General features: G+C 38.6%; 20 protein-coding genes and 1 pseudogene (1 of these 21 cut by a window edge). 18 read left to right on the top strand and 3 right to left on the bottom strand.

Going from position 1 to position 19,844, the window contains the following annotated elements; genetic code table 11:
* On the top strand, nt 1-873 hold the 3' portion of the coding sequence (locus QFZ28_RS02130) for an aminotransferase class I/II-fold pyridoxal phosphate-dependent enzyme (protein ID WP_307193134.1). Its footprint begins 570 nt before the window's first position; 873 of the gene's 1,443 nt are visible here — the last part of the coding sequence; its start codon lies beyond the left edge, outside the window; it ends in the stop codon at nt 871-873.
* A gap of 27 nt (nt 874-900) precedes the next feature.
* The gene (gene tmk, locus QFZ28_RS02125) at nt 901-1,524 is read left to right on the top strand and encodes a dTMP kinase (protein ID WP_307193133.1); all 624 of its coding nucleotides are present in this window, start codon (nt 901-903) and stop codon (nt 1,522-1,524) included.
* A 46-nt stretch (nt 1,525-1,570) separates the two neighbouring features.
* Here the strand turns inward: tmk and QFZ28_RS02120 are convergent, their stop codons facing one another.
* Together QFZ28_RS02120 and QFZ28_RS02115 are read right to left on the bottom strand one after the other, a co-directional pair.
* Nucleotides 1,571-2,557 carry a glycoside hydrolase family 43 protein gene (locus QFZ28_RS02120; RefSeq protein ID WP_307193132.1) on the bottom strand — a complete coding sequence of 329 codons (987 nt, stop codon included), beginning with the start codon at nt 2,555-2,557 and terminating at the stop codon, nt 1,571-1,573.
* Nucleotides 2,558-2,680: 123 nt separating this feature from the next.
* The gene (locus QFZ28_RS02115) at nt 2,681-3,832 is read right to left on the bottom strand and encodes an ROK family protein (RefSeq protein ID WP_307196929.1); all 1,152 of its coding nucleotides are present in this window, start codon (nt 3,830-3,832) and stop codon (nt 2,681-2,683) included.
* 324 nt (nt 3,833-4,156) lie between these two features.
* Between QFZ28_RS02115 and xylA the strand changes: the two genes are divergently transcribed.
* From xylA to QFZ28_RS02075, 8 genes and pseudogenes are all read left to right on the top strand, one after another.
* Nucleotides 4,157-5,488, top strand: coding sequence for a xylose isomerase (xylA, locus tag QFZ28_RS02110; protein ID WP_307193131.1), 1,332 nt, complete (start codon nt 4,157-4,159; stop codon nt 5,486-5,488).
* A gap of 77 nt (nt 5,489-5,565) precedes the next feature.
* Nucleotides 5,566-7,065 carry a xylulokinase gene (xylB, locus tag QFZ28_RS02105; protein WP_307193130.1) on the top strand — a complete coding sequence of 500 codons (1,500 nt, stop codon included), beginning with the start codon at nt 5,566-5,568 and terminating at the stop codon, nt 7,063-7,065.
* A gap of 11 nt (nt 7,066-7,076) precedes the next feature.
* Entirely contained in the window at nt 7,077-7,472 is a 396-nt protein-coding gene (locus tag QFZ28_RS02100; RefSeq protein ID WP_307193129.1) for an MATE family efflux transporter, read from the top strand.
* A 95-nt stretch (nt 7,473-7,567) separates the two neighbouring features.
* A complete protein-coding gene (locus tag QFZ28_RS02095; protein WP_444875314.1) occupies nt 7,568-7,951 on the top strand; it encodes a hypothetical protein in 384 nt (127 codons plus the stop codon).
* Nucleotides 7,952-8,431 carry an MATE family efflux transporter gene (locus QFZ28_RS02090; RefSeq protein WP_307196927.1) on the top strand — a complete coding sequence of 160 codons (480 nt, stop codon included), beginning with the start codon at nt 7,952-7,954 and terminating at the stop codon, nt 8,429-8,431.
* A gap of 65 nt (nt 8,432-8,496) precedes the next feature.
* Nucleotides 8,497-9,153, top strand: coding sequence for an SGNH/GDSL hydrolase family protein (locus QFZ28_RS02085; protein ID WP_307193128.1), 657 nt, complete (start codon nt 8,497-8,499; stop codon nt 9,151-9,153).
* A gap of 36 nt (nt 9,154-9,189) precedes the next feature.
* Nucleotides 9,190-10,172, top strand: a pseudogene (locus QFZ28_RS02080) (aldo/keto reductase).
* Nucleotides 10,173-10,185: 13 nt separating this feature from the next.
* The gene (locus tag QFZ28_RS02075; protein WP_307193127.1) at nt 10,186-10,788 is read left to right on the top strand and encodes a polysaccharide deacetylase family protein; all 603 of its coding nucleotides are present in this window, start codon (nt 10,186-10,188) and stop codon (nt 10,786-10,788) included.
* A 60-nt stretch (nt 10,789-10,848) separates the two neighbouring features.
* Here QFZ28_RS02075 and QFZ28_RS02070 read toward each other — a convergent pair whose 3' ends face one another.
* Nucleotides 10,849-11,466, bottom strand: a complete 618-nt coding sequence (locus QFZ28_RS02070; RefSeq protein ID WP_307193126.1) for a YesL family protein — start codon at nt 11,464-11,466, stop codon at nt 10,849-10,851.
* 172 nt (nt 11,467-11,638) lie between these two features.
* Here QFZ28_RS02070 and QFZ28_RS02065 point away from each other — a divergent pair, with 172 nt between their 5' ends.
* The 8 genes from QFZ28_RS02065 to QFZ28_RS02030 all read left to right on the top strand — a co-directional run bounded on the left by QFZ28_RS02065 (nt 11,639) and on the right by QFZ28_RS02030 (nt 19,844).
* Nucleotides 11,639-13,399: a sensor histidine kinase gene (locus tag QFZ28_RS02065; protein WP_307193125.1), complete on the top strand. Its 1,761-nt coding sequence runs from the start codon at nt 11,639-11,641 to the stop codon at nt 13,397-13,399.
* On the top strand, nt 13,368-14,153 hold the full coding sequence (locus QFZ28_RS02060) for a response regulator transcription factor (protein WP_307196926.1): 786 nt from the start codon (nt 13,368-13,370) through the stop codon (nt 14,151-14,153). The genes QFZ28_RS02065 and QFZ28_RS02060 overlap by 32 nt, the downstream gene beginning before the upstream one ends.
* A 137-nt stretch (nt 14,154-14,290) precedes the next feature.
* Nucleotides 14,291-15,583 carry an extracellular solute-binding protein gene (locus QFZ28_RS02055; protein ID WP_373428106.1) on the top strand — a complete coding sequence of 431 codons (1,293 nt, stop codon included), beginning with the start codon at nt 14,291-14,293 and terminating at the stop codon, nt 15,581-15,583.
* A gap of 91 nt (nt 15,584-15,674) precedes the next feature.
* Nucleotides 15,675-16,550, top strand: coding sequence for a carbohydrate ABC transporter permease (locus QFZ28_RS02050; RefSeq protein ID WP_307193124.1), 876 nt, complete (start codon nt 15,675-15,677; stop codon nt 16,548-16,550).
* Between the two features lie 17 nt (nt 16,551-16,567).
* Nucleotides 16,568-17,461: a carbohydrate ABC transporter permease gene (locus tag QFZ28_RS02045; RefSeq protein WP_307193123.1), complete on the top strand. Its 894-nt coding sequence runs from the start codon at nt 16,568-16,570 to the stop codon at nt 17,459-17,461.
* Nucleotides 17,462-17,656: 195 nt separating this feature from the next.
* Nucleotides 17,657-17,986, top strand: coding sequence for a cyclic-di-AMP receptor (locus QFZ28_RS02040; RefSeq protein WP_045515592.1), 330 nt, complete (start codon nt 17,657-17,659; stop codon nt 17,984-17,986).
* Between the two features lie 30 nt (nt 17,987-18,016).
* Complete coding sequence (gene holB / locus QFZ28_RS02035) at nt 18,017-19,024, top strand: DNA polymerase III subunit delta' (protein ID WP_307193122.1); 1,008 nt, start codon at nt 18,017-18,019, stop codon at nt 19,022-19,024.
* Nucleotides 19,017-19,844 (top strand): PSP1 domain-containing protein, encoded by an 828-nt coding sequence (locus tag QFZ28_RS02030; protein ID WP_307193121.1) that lies wholly within the window; start codon nt 19,017-19,019, stop codon nt 19,842-19,844. The genes holB and QFZ28_RS02030 overlap by 8 nt, the downstream gene beginning before the upstream one ends.

Here is a 19,844-nt window from a genome sequence, read left to right as displayed (position 1 = left end):
CCTGTATTAGTAGATGAGGCACATGGTCCTCATTTTATTATTGGTGAGCCCTTTCCGGCGTCAGCAATCCAGTTAGGGGCTGATATGGTTGTTCACTCCGCACATAAAACCCTGCCTGCCATGACAATGGGTTCATACTTACATATAAACAGTGATCGCATCAATCGCGATAAAGTGAAGGAATATCTGCAAATACTTCAGTCCAGCAGCCCATCCTACGTGATTATGGCTTCATTGGATTTAGCTAGAAACTATTTAGCAACATATCATCGAAATGATTTAGAATATTTAAGACAAGAAATATCAAATTTTAAAAAAGAGCTGTCAACGATTCAAAGCATTAAGGTACTAGAGTACCCTGAATCACTTGGGGACACATTAAAAGTAACCATGCAGTCAAGGTCTAAGTTAAGTGGATTTGAACTCCAGAAAAGATTCGAAGAGAAAGGAATCTATACTGAATTAGCAGATCCTTATAATGTCCTATTAATCCTTCCTTTATTGAAGGAAAACCAAGACTATCCATTAGCGGAGGCAAGCAGGAAAATAAAAGAGCTGCTAGAGGAGATACCATATTCTCCAATTGAGGATAAATTTCTAATTAGAACAGGAAAGATATCTGAGCTAGCAATCCCATATGAGAGCCTGTCCAATACTGAGAACGAAGTAATACCCATTTCAGAAGCAGCAGGGCAAGTATGTGCAGAGACAATCATTCCATACCCGCCGGGAATTCCCCTATTATTAATGGGAGAGTTAATTACGGAGGAAAAGGTGAAACAACTTACCCAACTAATGAATGCAGGGGCGAGATTTCAAGGAGGATCCTTCCTAAACAGTAATCAAATTAACATAGTAAGAACAAGTTATTAAATTGAAAAAATGATTGGAGAAGTTTATATGAGTTACTTCATTACCCTAGAGGGTGTCGAGGGATCTGGCAAATCAACGATAATTAGTTTCATTAAAGATTCTCTTGAGACCAGTGGAAAAAAGGTAGTGGTTACAAGAGAGCCAGGAGGAATCGATATTGCAGAGCAAATTCGTTCCGTTATACTAGACCCAAAAAACACTCAAATGGAGGGTAGAACAGAAGCCCTGCTTTATGCTGCAGCAAGAAGACAACATTTAGTGGAAAAGGTAATACCGTCTCTTAATGAAGGCTGTATTGTATTATGTGATCGGTTTGTAGATAGCAGCTTAGCATATCAGGGATATGCAAGAGGGTTAGGTATTAAAGAGGTCTTTTCCATTAATAAATTTGCAATTGGAGACCTAATGCCGGATTTAACTTTGTACTTGGATTTGGACCCTCAGATAGGGTTAAGTCGAATTGCCAAAAATAAAGAAAGAGAAATAAATAGATTGGATTTAGAAGAAATAAATTTCCATGTTAACGTTCGGGAAGGCTATGAAGAAGTAATGAGGATGTTTCCGGAAAGAATGGTTAGAATAGACGCGAACCAAGAAGTGGGAAAAGTAGTGGCAGATATCAATAAAGTATTGGCAGCGAGGCTGAAATAGTGCATAAAAAAAGCTGGCTTCAATTATGAAGCCAGCTTTTGTCTGCTTATCTATCTCCGTAAGGGTCAATCGTTTGGATCGTTCCATCTTCGTTATATTTAAGTTCAGTAAATTTCACAGAACGCTTATGGTTGACACCATTTGATAACTCGCAATCGTGATAGAACAGGTACCATTTATCGTTAAATTCAACGATCGAATGATGTGTGGTCCAGCCAATAACTGGAGTAAGAATCGTTCCTTTGAATACAAATGGCCCTTGTGGGTTTTCACTTACCGCATAAACGATTTTATGGGTTGTACCGGTTGAATAAGATAGATAGTAAAGACCATTGTACTTGTGAACCCATGGCCCTTCAAAATATCTTCTGTCTTCATCGCTTGCAAGAATCGGATTGCCATCTTCATCTACAATAGAAATTTCCTTCGGTTGGTTTTTAAATGTCAACATATCATCGTTTAATTCAGCAACTCTTGGTCCTAATGCAGGAGCATCAGGAGCTGGACCTTCCGCGTCTGGAACAAATGTACCAGTCTGCCATTTTTCCAACTGACCTCCCCAAAGACCACCGAAATAAACATAGGCCTTTGAATCTTCATCCACTAATACAGCTGGATCAATGCTGAAGCTGCCAGGTATGTAATTTTCCTCTGGCGTAAAAGGACCTGCGGGATTAGGGCTTGTTGCGACACCAATTCTGAAAATGCCGTCTTTATCTCTTGCTGGGAAGAATAAATAATACGTGTTGTTTTTGTAAGCTGCATCAGGTGCCCACATTTGTTTAGATGCCCATGGAACATCTTTTACGTGAAGCGCCTCCCCATGGTCGACAACAGGCGAGTTAACATCATCCATAGATAGGACATGGTAATCTTCCATTTTATATTGGTCGCCATTATCATTAGAAGGTTCATCGTGATCAAGGTCATGAGATGGATAAATATAAAGCTTTCCTTCAAAGACATGTGCGGAAGGATCTGCAGTAAAAATATGTGTAACTATAGGCTCATTTGGTTTTGAGTTTTTCTCCATAATATCTCCCCATCGAATAATATAGTGATTTACAAATTTATTATAACTGATGTTATTAAACTTTGTATATCCAAACAACTAACTTTTTTATATTTCTTAAAAGGGGAGAATCGGTATGGAGAATTATGAAACTTTAGATTCTTCTTTTATAAAGTTCTCAACCACAAATGCAGAAACACCTAATACGGTAGAATACTTTCCAAGTCCTGAGAAATTCAATATCACTTCATGTTGATGATGGGTGAGTGTATGATTTTTAATGGTATTTCGAATTGGCTCCTCAATCCATTCTTTTGTTAAAGCTAAACGATTTCCTACGATTACCTGATCAGGGTTAAAGGTATTAATAATATTATTGATACCATATCCTAGGTAATTACCAATTTTACAAAATAGATTCTTGACGGCCTCATCACTGTTATCTGCAAGGTTTATTAAAGTCTCAAGTGTATCGCCGGTCTCCCCAGCCATCTCCAGCAGAGCATGTTCAGAGGCATAGGCTTCCCAGCAGCCTCGGCTGCCACAGCTGCATGGTTTTCCGTCGATATCAATAATCATGTGTCCCATTTCACCAGAGAATCCATTTTTCCCTTGATATAATTCTTTGTTTAAAATAATTCCTACTCCGATACCAATTCCAGTACTAATATAAATAATGTTTTGATAGTCTTGACCTGCACCAAACTGTTGTTCACCAAAAGCCCCAGCGTTCGCCTCGTTTTCAATAATGACAGGGACTTGGAAAAGCTTCTCTAGGTCCATTTTCAACTGTATATTTGTCCAGCCTAAGTTGGGAGCAAGAAGGACAGAACCCTCTTTGTTTACAATTCCAGGAACACCCACGCCGATTCCTATCACACCATACCTGCTGCTAGGCATTTCATCGATGAGTGACTGAACCATGTTCTGAACAGTACTTAGAATCGTTGGGTAGGGGGTTCGATTAACTAGCTGATTTTTTTCAATTAAAATATTGCCTTTTAAATCAGTCAAGACACATAAAACATAGTTTACTCCAATATCAATTCCAATCGCATATCCTGCGACTTTGTTAAAATGAAGGATCACGGGACGTCGTCCGCCGCTAGATTCCCCTGGTCCTGATTCAAAGATAAGTTCTTCTTCTAATAATTCATTTACTAGAGAAGATACAGTTGCTTTGTGTAAACCAGATACTTGAGCAATGTCCGCCCTGGAGATGGGCTCTTTTTCCATAATTAATTGTAAAACAAGTGCTTTATTATTTTTTTTAACTGTTTGCTGATTCCATGTCATAGTTACCACTTATAAAAACTCCTTATTTGGTAGTATCTTAATAGTAACATAAACTTTGTTTACTGAATATACAATCATGCTGACTGGCGATATTATGGGCTCATTATTGCCTTTTATAAGGAAAAGCAATCACACTTAACCATAACAAATTTAAAGCATAATAAAATATTTTAAAAATCTTTGTTTATTCAATAGACAAACTAAGTTTACCTTGCTATAATCTGATTAAACAAAGGTTACAGATTAAGAGTAAAAAAATCTTGTAAGCATTTACATACTAATCTGTTGCCATAAAACCAACTAACTACTAGGAGGAATAACCAAATGGCTTATTTCGAAACAGTTAACAAAATTCAATTTGAAGGCGCAGCATCTAAAAATCCTTTAGCGTTTAAGTATTATAATCCGGAAGAAAAAATAAATGGTAAAACAATCGAGGAAATCCTTCGTTTCTCTGTTGCTTACTGGCATACATTTACTGCTGATGGTACAGATCCATTTGGTGTAGGTACAGCTATCCGTCCTTGGAATCATTTGAAAGGGTTAGATTTAGCTAAGGCACGTGTTGAAGCGGCATTTGAACTTTTTGAAAAATTAAACGTTCCTTTCTTTGCTTTCCATGATGTTGATATTGCACCAGAAGGAAGCACGTTAAAAGAAACGAATGAAAACCAAGATGTTATTGTAGGCATGATCAAAGAATATATGAAAACAAGCAAAACAAAATTGCTTTGGAATACAGCAAACATGTTCTCTAACCCACGTTATGTTCATGGTGCTGCAACTTCTCCTAACGCAGATGTATTTGCATACTCTGCAGCAAAGGTGAAAAAAGCGTTAGAAGTAGCAAAAGAACTTGGTGCAGAAAACTACGTTTTCTGGGGCGGACGTGAAGGTTATGAAACTCTTCTAAATACAAACATGAAGCTTGAGCAAGATAACTTAGCACGCTTCTTCCATATGGCAGTAGATTATGCAAAAGAAATCGGCTTAAATGTTCCATTCTTAATTGAGCCAAAACCAAAAGAGCCTACAAAACACCAATACGATTTTGATGTGGCTACAGGTCTAGCATTCTTACAAAAGTATGATTTAACAGACTACTTCAAGTTTAATATTGAAGCAAACCACGCTACTTTGGCTGGTCACACATTTGAGCATGAGTTAAGAACGGCTCGTATTAACGGAATGTTAGGATCTGTTGATGCTAACCAAGGTGATACACTACTTGGCTGGGATACAGATGAGTTCCCAACTGATCTTTACACAAACACTTTAGCAATGTATGAAATCCTCAAAAACGGTGGTTTAGGAAAAGGTGGATTGAACTTTGACGCGAAGGTAAGAAGAGGTTCATTCGAAGCAGAAGATCTATTCCACGCACACATCGCTGGTATGGATGCATTTGCAATCGGCCTTAAAGTTGCTAATAAGCTAATCGAAGATAAAGTACTTGATAACTTTATTGAAGAACGTTACAGCAGCTATACAAAAGGAATTGGCTTAGAGATCGTCGAAGGAAAAACAAACTTCCATGAGCTTGAAGCTTATGCCCTTGGATTAACAGAAATTAAGAATACATCAGGCAGAACTGAGCGCCTAAAGGCTTTAATCAATCAATATTTACTAGAAACACTTTCAAGTGTAACAGTTTAATTTATACTCAATATAAACATAAAAAAAGTGCTGGCAGCCTATTACTCCAGCACTTTTTTTAGAAAAGGATGATAAGGATGAAGTATGTAATCGGAGTTGACCTTGGAACGAGTGCGGTAAAAATCTTACTTGTAAATCAAAATGGTGAAGTATGCAAGGAAGTTTCTAAATCATATCCTTTGATAATTGAAAAATCTGGTTATAGTGAACAAAATCCAGAAGAATGGGTAGAAAAAACAACGGCTGGATTGGCTGAACTAATCGGTCAATTTGATGGAGACGTAAACGATATTGAAGGAATCAGCTTCTCCGGCCAAATGCACGGCTTAGTTTTATTAGATGAAAACAAGCAGGTATTAAGAAACGCGATCTTGTGGAATGACACAAGAACCACAAAACAATGTCAGGAAATTTATGACGTTGTGGGCAGAGAGCGTTTATTAGAAGTAACGAAAAATCCAGCGTTAGAAGGCTTTACTTTGCCAAAAATTCTTTGGGTAAAAGAAAATGAACCAGAAATTTTCCAACGCGCAAAACAATTTGTACTTCCAAAAGACTATCTACGTTACCGGCTTACAGGAAATATCCACATGGAGTATTCTGATGCTGCGGGAACGTTATTACTAAACGTTGCACAGCGGGAGTGGAGCGGTGAAGTGTTAGACGCCTTTGGTCTTTCAGCTAATTTGTGTCCAGCTTTAGTAGAATCCCATGCGTTCGTTGGTACGATTACGGCTGAGTTTGCGAAAGCAACAGGATTATCAGAAACTGCTAAGGTATTTGCCGGCGGAGCCGACAATGCTTGCGGCGCAATCGGATCAGGGATTTTATCGGAGGGAAAAACGTTAGCAAGTATCGGTACCTCTGGGGTTGTTCTTTCTTATGAAGAAAGAAATGACCTCGACTTTGAAGGCAAGGTTCACTACTTTAACCATGGTGAAGAAAATACTTACTATACAATGGGTGTAACTCTAGCAGCTGGCTATAGCTTAAGCTGGTTTAAAGATACATTTGCGAAGGAAGAAGAGTTCGATCAATTTTTAGCAGGTGTGGATGAAATTCCGGCAGGCAGCAACGGATTGTTATTTACGCCGTATATCGTTGGCGAAAGAACTCCACATGCAGACTCAAATATTCGCGGCAGCTTTATTGGTATCGACGCTGCGCATGAGCGTAAACACTTTGCTCGTGCTGTCCTTGAGGGAATAACTTTTTCATTAAATGAATCCATTGAGATTTTTAGAAGCAGCGGGAAGACCATTGATTCCATCGTCTCAATCGGCGGAGGCGCTAAGAATGACACATGGCTGCAAATGCAGGCGGACATTTTCAATGCAAAAATTGAAAAGCTTACGAGCGAACAGGGTCCTGGAATGGGTGCGGCAATGTTAGCGGCATATGGTTGTGGCTGGTACCCATCACTTAAAGATTGTGCTGAGGAATTTATTCAAACTGCAAAGACCTATTATCCTATTCAGGAAAACGTTGAAGCCTATAAGAAACTATTTATAATCTATCAACAAGTTTATTCACAAACGAAGGAATTGAATGAGCAATTAAGAGAGTTTAGAAAATAAGAGGATTTCTAATGAAAAAATCCACAATAAAAAGCACCCCTCAGTTGGGTTTACTAGCAATTACTTGGCCAATTTTTGTAGAGTTATTTCTCCAAGTGATTATGGGCAGTACAGACACCATTATGCTGTCGCATATCTCGGATGATGCTGTCGCCGCTGTGGGTGTGGCAAACCAGCTTATATTTTTATGTATTCTCATCTTTAGTTTCGTTTCAAGTGGTACGGCTGTTGTTCTCTCTCAATACTTAGGTGCAGGTTTAAAAAATGAAACGAAAAAAGTAACAGCTATCTCTATAACCCTAAACCTTGTCATTGGCCTAGTTGTTAGTTTATTAATGGTTATTTTTAGAACAGAACTATTAAGCTTCTTTCACCTGCCGGAGCATAACAGTATCTTGCGATTGTAGGAGGAACAGTATTTCTCCAAGCAGTTCTAATTACTGTTTCTTCCATTCTCAGAGCGAATGGGTACACAAGGGACGCCATGATGGTTTCTATCACAATGAACGTTATTCACTTAATTGGAAATGCCATCTTAATCTATGGATTACTAGGATTTCCGGAAATGGGTGTAATCGGAGTATCCATTTCTACTGCAATTAGCAGGGCCATAGCCTTGGTTCTTATTCTAAAGTTATTGTATGATCGAATCCCGATTAATCTTAAATTAAGGGATTATATAACCATTGATGTTATTCAAATTAAACGGATTATGAAAATTGGAGTTCCGGCAGCCGGGGAACAAATTTGTTTCAACCTCAGCCAGTTAGCTATTACCGCTATCATTGCTTTGCTGGGTGCTTCCTCGTTAACCACCCGTGTGTATACTCAGAATATAGTGTCTTTTATTCTTGTGTTTGGCTTGGCGATGGGACAGGGAACGTAAATTCTAATTGGCTACAAGGCAGGAGCCCGGGATTTTGATGGTGCCTATCATCAATTACTAAAAAGCTTACGGTATAGCTTATTGATGACAGTGGCAATAGCGATAGTAGTAGCTATCTTTAGAGAACCACTGCTCAGTTTTTTTACTAAAGATCATGAGATTATTGCTATGGGGAGTACATTGTTATTACTTTGTCTTATTCTCGAGCCCGGGAGAACCTTTAACTTAGTGGTAATCAATTCCTTACGTGCGACTGGGGATGCAAATATTTCTCTTATAATGGCTTTTATCTCGATGTGGGGGATTAGTGTGCCGTTAGCCTATTTTTTAGGGATACACCTTGGGTATGGATTACCGGGAATATGGATTGCCTTTATTGTAGATGAATGGTTTCGAGGAATTACCATGTACTTTAGATGGAAAAGCAGGGCTTGGGAGAAAAAAGTATTGGTTCAAAATCAAGTCACAACCACTGTCTAATCCATCTTCAATACTTCTAGAGGGCTGACCTTAGCCAGTTCTCTTAAGCTAGGGAGGAAAGAGGAATGAAGCTAGACCAAGGTCAAAAACTTTTATTTATTGGTGACTCTGTAACGGATTGTGAACGAGCAAAACCAGAGGGTGAAGGTTTATTTGCTGCCCTGGGTAAAGGGTATGTATCTTATGTTGATGGGCTGCTTCAAGCTGTTTATCCGGAATTAGGAATTCGGGTAGTAAATAAGGGCATTAGCGGCAACACCGTCCGTGATTTGAAAAATAGGTGGCAGGAAGATGTAATTGATCAAAAGCCAGACTGGCTGTCCATTATGATAGGAATTAATGATGTATGGCGGCAATACGATACTCCTTTCATTAAAGAGTGGCATGTGTACATTGATGAATACGAAAAAACACTTAGGGAGCTCGTGTTAGAAGCAAAGCCAATTGTGAAGGAAATGGTTCTGATGACTCCTTTTTACTTAGAGGGCAATGAACAGGATCAAATGCGCCAGTCAATGGAGCAGTACGGGCAGGTGGTTAAAAAAATTGCGGAAGAAACAAATTGTTTATTTGTTGATACACAGGCAGCATTTAATAGTCTATTAAAAGACCTGTACCCAGCAACTATAGCTTGGGATCGTGTTCACCCTTCTACTGCGGGACATATGGTACTGGCTCGTGCCTTTCTTAAAGAAATTGGCTTTAACTGGGACCATTCTTAAGCTAGTGAGTTAGATTGAAAAAAGGAGCTGTGCAAAATGAATTATCGTGAGCTAGGTAATACAGGAATCATGATCAGTGAGGTAAGCTTTGGAACATGGGCAATAGGCGGTTCATGGGGCAGGACGAGTGATGTAGAAGCCTTGAAGTCTATAGAATATGCGATTGACCAGGGTGTTAACTTTTTTGATACTGCTGATGTATATGGTGATGGGCATAGTGAAGAGTTATTGGCTAAAGCCACGAAAGGCAGGGAAGACCGGATACATTTAGCAACCAAGTTCTGTCGTCAGGGTGATATTTTTGATCCAAAAAATTACAGCTATGAAAAGGTAAGTGCTTATTGTGAAGACAGCCTGCGCCGTTTAAACAGGGAAGCGATAGATTTGTATCAAATCCATTGCCCGGCAACAGAGATTTTAAGGGATGGCAGTGTTTTTGACGTACTAGACCGTCTGAAGAAAGAGGGAAAATCCGTCACTATGGTGTCAGTGTGGAAACTGTCGAAGAGGGACTGATTTGTTTGGAAAATCCTAATGTCAAAAGCCTGCAAATCATATTTAACATGTTCCGCCAGAAGCCATTAGAAAACTTAATACCGGAGGCTTATCAAAAAGGCGTCGGTTTACTTGTTCGTTTACCGCTGGCGAGCGGACTGCTGACTGGTAAATTCTCCACTGATCATGAATTTGAGGCAGATGACCATCGCCGCTTTAATGAAAATGGAGAGGCCTTTAATGTAGGGGAAACCTTCGCAGGTCTTGGATTCCGTAAGGGTGTCGAATTAGCTGATGAATTAAAGTGGATTGCAGAGGGCCGTAAATCAATGGCTAGTGCAGCATTGCGCTGGATTCTAGATCAGAAGGAAATTACGTGTATCATTCCTGGATTTAAAAATGTTAAACAGGTAGAGGACAATCTAGCTGCTCTAAATACGAAGTCGTTCTCTGCAGAAGAACAGAAAGAGATTCAACGTTTCTATCAGGAAAAAGTAAGGGAATTTGTAAGAGGGCCATATTAAGGGAGTGTCCATGATGATTAACGAAATTCCTACAGCACAAAGGGTAGTTGCCATTACATTTGATGATGGACCAAATCCAGTTTACACACCGCAAGTTTTAGAGATTTTCTCGGAAGCAAAAGGAAAAGCAACTTTCTTTATGATAGGTGAACAGATGAGAAATCATCCTGATGTTGTAAAGCAGGTTGCAGACCAGGGACATGAAATTGGAAACCATACTTTCACTCACCCAAAACTATCTGAGTTAAGCGAACAAGATTGTTTGAAGGAAATTGAAGAAACGGAAAAATTAATAGAGGAAATGGCGGGAAGAAAACCTGTTGTCTTTCGTCCTCCATACTTTGATTATAATCAGGATACGGTATCTTTAATCCAAAAGAGGAGATACCCAATGATTGGTGCGCTAAACTTAGAGGCTCAGGACTGGGAGCAGCCCGGAGTTCAACATATCCTGGGGAAATCAAGAGAGGCTGTAAAGAATGGAAGTATTCTAATTTTCCATGATGGCTATGGTGAACGTTCACAAACTATAGAAGCCGTGCGAATGCTTGTTTCCGAATTAACATCACAAGGCTATCAACTCGTAACGGTCAGCGAACTATTAGATTTAGCATAAAAAAGAGGAAGCACAACTAAAACGTTTGTGCTTCCTTTTTAATTTAGCTCTAGCAGATGTTTAAGCCGCTTCCGCTTTTTGAAGTTTCTTGTCGATTTTTTGAAAGGCAAGATAACAGGATGACATAATAATTCCTGCCGAGAGGCTTCCGCCGAAGAAAAATAACAGTGCTGGTAAAAACTTCATTACAAAGAATAAAGCCACAAACCCCATTAGCATTATTATACTTGAGAGTGGATTGACCATCATGATAAAGAATGCATTTTTAAACAGCTGAAAGAATGTAACATTATAGTGAACGTAAACAGGAAATATATACAAGATTGTCATAACGATTGCAAAAATAATGAGGTATAAAGGAATTTGAATAATCGAATCGAGTTTTATATAGTTCAAATCAATAAAAATAATATAGGCCAATAAAGCTATGACGATTCCTACTCCATTACCTCTAAGAAACTCTTTTTTATAGGAATTCCAAAAAGTTTGAAATATGGGAATATCACTTTCCCCCATGATCCATTTGCGTGTAATCGTAAACATGGCCACGGTCGCAGGGCTAATTCCAAAGGCCACAAGACCAAGAAGCGAGAAGCCAATCCATAAGATATTTACATAGGCAAATCTAGTGATCCATTCGGTAAGAGCATAGAGACCACTCATTGATACCTTATTCATAATCATTCCCCTTCTTATGGTGCTTACCTTTTATAAATATTATAGAACACTGGGCACATATTGAACATGGTTGATTTTTAAAAATTAACAGATTTTTGATATTTGAAAATAATATTACGGAAATCGACAAAATGCGTTATAGTAGAAAAAACTATCTTAGAAGGGCGATATTATGTTCTCAAGATTACACAAATGGAACACGTTACGAAATCAAATACTTGTCGTATTTTTAGTAGTGATGCTGATTGTTTTAGCAATTGTCAGCTTAATCACTTTTAATAGAGTATCAACCTTATTAAAAAATAATGCCGAAAAACAAATACACCAGACGGCGGTAGAGGCAAACGGAAGATTAGAATCTTTATATAAACAAATTAGCACCTCTTCTAAACTAGTCATGACAAATGATGCCATTCAAAGAACCTTAATAAAAGCATATCAAGGACAGACCATTAGTTTTGCTGAGCGGCAGCAATTAGACGGCATAGTGACCACAATTCAAGCAAATACGGATGGGATTTTTTCATTTGAACTTTATACAGATACGATGGATCGATTAATCCCGTTAGATGATACAAATTTACTCACGAGAATTGACAGTAATTGGATTCAACAGGCTGATTATGCAAATGGAAGCCTGGTCTGGATCGGTGACGACCCGCGTAACTCTGATAACATCCTTGCACTGCGACGAGTCAATCTATTAAACCGCGGCTTTGAGAATGGCGGTTATCTACTTATTAGTATTTATCGAGATTATCTTCAGTTTGTGGATCCGGATACATCCACTATTGAAAATCAGTATTCGATTTTGTTAGACCAGTACTCTGAGCCGATTCTAACAAACTATTATGAACCACTTGAACCGATTATTTCTCCTACGTTGACGTTGGACAACCAGGAGTATATGGTGACAAGACAAACGTCGGATGAAACCAGGTGGACACTGATAATTTTAACTCCGATTAAAGCCCTTACGGAAGGGATTACGGTTTTACGCTCAGGTATTATCATTGCCGGTATTATCGGATTTATTATCTTTTTAATCAGTACACTAGGTCTCTCGACTTTTATTACAAGACCGATTGTCAAGTTGACAAAAACGATGCAGCTGGCAAGCGCAGGCTCCTTAACCTTGAACCCTAGTGTTACTGCAGTTAATGAAATCAATGAGTTAAATAGTACCTATAACCAACTAGTAAAAGAAACGAACCACCTAATCAAAATGGTATACCAAAAAGAAATTACCCGAAGCCGGAGTGAATTAAAAGCATTACAGGCGCAAATTAATCCGCATTTCCTTTTTAATACGTTGGATGCGCTTAAATGGTCACTTGAAGATAAAGATGAGGATGAACTGGCGGAGCTTGTGGTGGCAATGTCTAACTTATTCCGTTATACCATCACCAAGCAGACGGATGGGGATTGGGTTCCAATCAAGGCAGAAATAAAACACATCGAAGACTATATGGAAATTATGAAAATGCGCTTCGGTGATCACTTAAATTGGAATCTAAACATGCCATGTGAAACAGGGAACGTCAGAATCCCAAAACTGTTGATTCAGCCGTTAGTCGAGAACGCGGTTCTGCATGGGGCTGGAAATACAATGAAGCCATGTACGATATCGGTTTCAATTCAACCTACGGAGGATCAGGAATACCTGGAAATTGTTGTAGAAGATGATGGCCCCGGGATGAAACAAGAAAAATTAGAATCTATTAAACAGGCGATAGAATCAGGCGGTGTAATCTCGAAAAATGGTAATGGAATAGCGATTTCAAACGTACACAAACGCCTGGAATTATATTATCAAAAAAGTGGTCTGACCATTAAAAGTAAAGAAAATTACGGGACAAAGGTTTCGTTTGTCATACCTGTGAAGGGAGAAGAAAACCATGTTGAATACAAAGACGATTTTGATCGTGGATGATGAACCAAGAACACGCCAAGGGCTGAAAAAGAACTTGGATACATGGGCAAATGGGAACTATCAAATTATGACCGCTTCAAATGGAGAAGAAGCCATCCAACTGATGAAAGAGCATAAGGTTCATATCCTCATCACCGACATCCGGATGCCGGAAATAACAGGATTAGAATTATTAAAAATCGCAAAAGAACTTAATATTTTTCCTGTAATCATCGTGATTTCGGCATACTCTGAGTTTGAGTATGCCCAGGAAGCCCTTCGTCTAGGGGTTATAAACTATCTCCTAAAACCAATCAGCAAAAAAGCGTTAATTGAGGCTGTAGAAGAGGCGCATAAAGAGGTTGAGAAAAAACAACGGGCGGGCTTGATAGAAAAAGTAGTCGATACGAAACTCGTGGATGCGAATACCCAAAATCCATCGAATCGAGAGCCAATCAGAGAAGCAATTGACTATATCAATAACAATCTCAAAAATGAGTTAACCCAGAAAGAAGTGGCAGACCATGTTCATTTAAACCCAAGCTATCTAAGCTCACTTTTTAAAGAACATGTGAAATTAACCTTCAGTGAGTATGTAACCCGCCGCAGAATCCAGCGGGCAAAGGAATTGTTGATGACAACCAATCTTCCAATTAATGATATTGCCGAAGAATCCGGCTATAAAACGGCGAAATACTTTATTAAAATCTTCAGGGAGTTAGAAGGTGTGACACCAAGTGCTTACCGAAAAAACAATAATGAAAAGGCTTTCTAAAAATAGTGGCATTTTTCCTAATCGTTGTGACCTATTTTTCAGAACTGTCAGAATGTAAGATATAAATGTAAGCGAAAACAAAGAAAAGGTCATAGGGGGAATCACAATTGTTTAATAAGAAAACGGTTGCAATCTTCATGTCATTCATTATGCTACTCTCTCTAGCACTTGCAGGATGTTCTTCTTCAAGTTCTTCAGAAGAAAGTAGTGCCGATGGTAAAAAGGTTATCAAATTCATGCATTTATGGCCGGAAGGCAGCTCAAATGCTCAGTTCTCTATTGTAAAAGATGTGATAGCAGAGTATGAAAAAGAGCACAAGGATATTAAAATCGAAACTGAAATCCTAAACCCAGATCAATACCGCGAAAAGCTTAAGGTATTAGCTTCTTCTAATGAACTGCCAGATATCGGTATGACTTGGTCAGATGGTTTTATCAAGCCTTACGTTGAAGGTGACATGTTAGCTCCACTAGATGATGTTGTTGATAACGATGCAGACCTTAAAGATGCATTTATCCCTGGTGTAAAAGAATCATATGCGGTAGATGGAAAAACATATGGTCTTCCACTTGAGTTAAATATTTCTTACGTATTCTACAACAAAGAAATTTTTGAGAAATATAATTTAGAAGTTCCACAGACTTTCGATGAGTATAAAAATGTTGTAAAAACTTTAGCTGACAATGGCGTTGTTCCTGCAACTGTTGGTGCGAAAGATGGCTGGCCAGCATCATTCTGGTTCATGTATCTAGCAGACCGTATTGGCGGGTCTACGATTCTAACAGACGTTATTAAAGGTAAAGCAAAAATGGACGACCCAGCGATTGTAAAAGCAGCTGAGGAAGTACAAAACCTAGTTGATATGGGCGGATTCGTGAAAGGTGCAAGTGCATTATCAAACGACGATGCAAAAGGTTATTTCATGAATGAACAAGCAGCGATGTTCTTAACAGCTACTTGGGAATTACCAAACTACACAACAAGCCCTGACGTAGCACAAGAATTCAAAGATAAGATTGGCTATTTCAAGTTCCCAACATATGAAGGCGGAAAAGGGGAAAGCATCGACAGCTACGTAGGCGGCCCTGGTGTTGGTTTGTTCGTAGCAAAAGATTCTAAAGTTCAAGAAGAAGCAAAAGACTTCGTTGGATACCTAGTAAAGAGATGGGGAGAAAAATCAGTAATCGACGCTGGTGTTATTCCTGCAACGAAAGTAGACACAGCTAGCTTAGATCTTGCACCAATGTATATTGAAATCCTAAAGGATTTGAGTGAAGCATCAAACGTTACAACTTACTTTGATACTCAATCCAGCCCGGCTGTATCTGAATTACATCATGATTTAGTAACTGCTCTCTTTGGAAAACAAGTGACACCGGAAGATTTTGTGAAACAACACAAGGATGAACTTGCTGAAGAGAAAAAGTAAAATGGCCTAATCATAATCTCAGTGTAGAGGGCATACAGGTTATGCCCTCTATCATTTTAGCCGCTTTTTCAAATAAGAAGGGAGTATAAACATGAAAAGTGTAATGTCGAACAAATGGATAATAAGCCTTTACGTACTTCCATCGTTACTTCTTATTCTTCTATTAATCTATATCCCAATTGTCTTAACTGGATATTATGGTCTTATGGACTGGAACGGCATCGGCAAGATGAAGTTTATCGGTTTAGAGAATTACATTGAATTAGCAAGGGACACAAAGTTTTGGCAAAGTGCATGGCATTCCCTATTACTAGGTCTTTTTTCCACTTTAAGCTTGGTTGGTTATTTAATTTTATCGCTAATCCTAGCAAGTAAGATTAAAGGTGCTAACTTTTTAAGAAAAATATACTTAATTCCAATGTTACTATCTTCTGTAGCAATAGGACAACTTTGGGCGAAAATATTTGACCCTACGAACGGAATGCTTAACAGATTGCTAGTGTTGATTGGCGTTGACAATCCTCCGCTATGGTTAGCGGATTCTAATATCGTACTATATGCGCTCTTTTTTCCAATCGTTTGGCAATATGCAGGTTTCTATATCATTATTTTCTATGCAGCATTAAAAAATGTTCCGGAAGAACTGATTGAGGCTGCAAAAATTGATGGAGCCACTTCCATTCAAATTGCTTATAAAATTAAGGTTCCTTTAATCGCAGGTGTAATCAAAGTCATGGTCATCCTGGCGATTGTCGGTTCGTTAAAGTACTTTGACTTGATCTTCGTCTTAACTGGCGGCGGACCTAACGGTGCCTCTGAGGTTATGGCATCATACATGTATACAGAAGCGTTCAGCAAGTATAACTTCGGTTACGGAAGCGCTATTGGATTCGGTTTATTGGTCATTTGTATTGTTGCAACATGGGTAATTCAAAAGTTACTTAATACAAAAGATGTGGACTATTAAAAAGGGGAGTGAAAAGGATGAGTAGAGTTGCACTAGAAACACAAAAAACGACCCTATCAGCTTCTTATAAAACGAGTAAAACACTAGGAAACAAAATTGGATATGGAATTCTTTATTTTATCCTAGGAGTTATTGCAATCATACAGGTTTACCCGCTAATATGGTTATTCCTGTTCTCCTTAAAAACAAATCAGGAAGTTTTCGGGATGTCCCCGTTTGCGCTTCCGCAAGATCCACAGTGGGGAAACTATGCGAAGGCATGGACAGCGGGTCATATCGATGTATACTTCTTTAACAGTGTTTTGTACACGGTCGCAGCGGTTGTACTTACTGTCATCCTTGCCAGCTTCGTAACGTTTGCAATTACAAGAATGGAATGGAAGTTAAGTGGATTAGTCCTTGGTTTGTTTATGGCAGGATATATGATCCCGCTTCATTCAACCTTAATCCCTTTATTTAATTTCTTTAAAACAGCAAATATGATTGATAATCCAATGTCAGTTATCTTATCGTATGTAGCATTTAACTTACCGATAACGATTATGATTTTGACAGGATTTTACAAAACCATACCACGGGAGATTGAAGAAGCAGCCGTTGTGGATGGGTGTTCCGTCCATCGAATCTTCTTCCAAATTACACTTCCAATGACAGTACCAGTGCTTTCAACTACTGTCATTATCAACATGATCTATAACTGGAACGAATTTGTATTCGTTAACACGTTCTTAAGCTCTGACAAATGGAAAACCATTACTGTTGGGGTAAACAACTTCGTTGGACAGTATTTAACTGACTGGGGTGCTATTGGTGCAACATTGATGATTAGTATTATCCCGGTATTGATTGCTTACTTTATTTTAAGCGATCGTATTGTTGAAGGTATTGCAGCAGGATCAGTAAAAGGTTGATGATAGAAAAAGGCTGACTTGAAATGGGTCAGCTTTTTTTGTATGTAAAGCAAATAAGGTAATTGGTTGGGGCTGCCCAGAAAAGATTTCAGACAACTTTCAAAAACAACCTCTGTCGAATATCAATGTAACAGGGACAAATACCTGTTATAATATAGAAAAGATAATTGAATGTTGACGAAGGGGTTGGTAGAGATGAAACTTATCATCGCTGTTGTTCAGGACCAGGATAGCAATCGGTTATCAAAAGCACTGGTTGATAATAATTTTAGAGCGACAAAGCTGGCAACTACAGGCGGCTTTTTGAAATCTGGCAACACCACCTTTATGATTGGAACAGAAGATATACGTGTAGATCGTGCCTTGCAAATCATAAAAGATAACTGTAAATCACGGGATCAATTAGTGGCCCCCGTTTCCCCTATGGGAGGAAATGCAGACTCTTTTGTTCCTTATCCAGTTGAGGTTGAGGTTGGCGGTGCTACTGTTTTTGTTCTTCCAATTGAACAATATATGCATTTTTAAATCTATACTAAATATAAGTGGGTGATGAACTTGGTGAAAACATGGGACCAGCTGGAAGAACTTCAGCCTGCCGTGCTAAAAATGTTAAAGAATAGTTTGTTGAAAGAGCGAGTCGCCCACGCCTATTTACTTGAAGGAATTAGAGGTACTGGAAAAAAAGAAATTGCCTTATTAATTACAAAAGCATTATTTTGTGAGTCTTTAATAGAAGGATTTAAACCATGTGAGGCCTGTCATAATTGCCGTCGGATTAATAGCGGTAATCATCCGGATGTCCATAAGGTTGAGCCCGATGGATTATCGATTAAGAAGCAGCAAATTCAAGACCTTCAGGAGGAATTTTCAAAAAAAGGCGTGGAATCATCAAGAAAGGTTTATATGATTAGTGACGCTGATAAAATGAGTGTGAGTGCGGCAAATAGTTTGTTAAAGTTTCTTGAGGAGCCCAACTCACAAACAACAGCTTTTCTTTTATCAGAGCAGCCTCAGCAACTGCTGCCAACTATCCTTTCGCGGTGCCAAATTTTATCATTTAAACCATTATCTCCATTAGCGATGATTAACCAACTGACTGAAAATGGCGTAAATCCAATGAAAGCGCCCTTATTAGCGCAGCTAACGAATAACCTTGATGAGGCATATGAATTAAATGTCGATGATTGGTTTGCACAAGCTCAAAAAATAGTGTTAAAATTATATGAGGTGTTGAGAAAAAATCCTTTAGAAGCAATGGTTACTCTTCAAGGAGATTGGTTCTCACATTTTAAAGAGAAAGAACAGATTAATCGTGGTTTAGATCTTTTACTTCTTATTTTTAAGGATTTATTATATATACAACTAGATAAACAGGAGCAAATCGTCTTTAAAGCTGAAAGTGACCGGTTAAGACGGTATGCTCTTGAAACATCCGGACGGCGGTTATCGGATCAAATGTCGGCTATTCTCGAGGCAAAAAGGAAGCTTGCGGCTAATATGAATCCGCAGCTAATGATGGAAGAGCTTGTGTTGAAATTGCAGGAGGGATCTTCATTTGTATGATGTTGTAGGAGTACGCTTTAAAAAAGCGGGTAAAATCTATTATTTTGATCCTGGAGACCTCTCAATTCAAAAGGACGACTTTGTCATTGTCGAAACAGTACGCGGTGTAGAATACGGAAGGGCCGTTGTTCCACGTAAACAGGTTGAAGAGCACGATGTCGTTTTACCATTAAAAAAGGTAGTGAGAGTTGCAGATCATAAGGATCGAATGATTGTTGAAGAAAATAAACAAGCTGCCCAAGAAGCATATGATGTTTGTAATGAAAAAGTTAATGGACATCAATTAGATATGAAACTAGTGGATGTTGAATATACATTTGACCGAAATAAAGTGATTTTCTATTTTACTGCTGATGGCAGAGTTGATTTTCGTGAGTTAGTAAAAGATTTAGCGTCGATTTTTAGGACAAGAATTGAATTGCGCCAAATTGGGGTTCGGGACGAAGCAAAAATGCTTGGAGGAATTGGCCCATGTGGAAGAATGCTATGTTGTTCCACATTTTTAGGCGATTTTGATCCTGTGTCCATTAAGATGGCAAAGGACCAAAATCTCTCATTGAATCCTACAAAGATATCCGGTTTATGCGGCAGACTTATGTGCTGTTTAAAATATGAAAATGATGAATATGAAGCTGCTAAGGAGCAGCTGCCTGATTTAGGCGAAATAATTGAAACTCCTCAAGGTCGAGGAAAAGTGGTAGGATTAAATATATTAGAGCGGGTACTTCAGGTGGAACTAAAGGACCAGGATCGAGTTCTGGAGTATACATTGGACGAAATCATTAAAGAGGGTGCCTTGTCTATACAATCCACAGATTAA

Origin of the sequence: Neobacillus niacini (assembly GCF_030817695.1) — a bacterium.
Lineage (GTDB): Bacteria > Bacillota > Bacilli > Bacillales > Cytobacillaceae > Neobacillus > Neobacillus niacini_F.
Note: the sequence above shows the minus strand (reverse complement) of the source record. Positions and strands in the feature narration are given on the sequence as shown.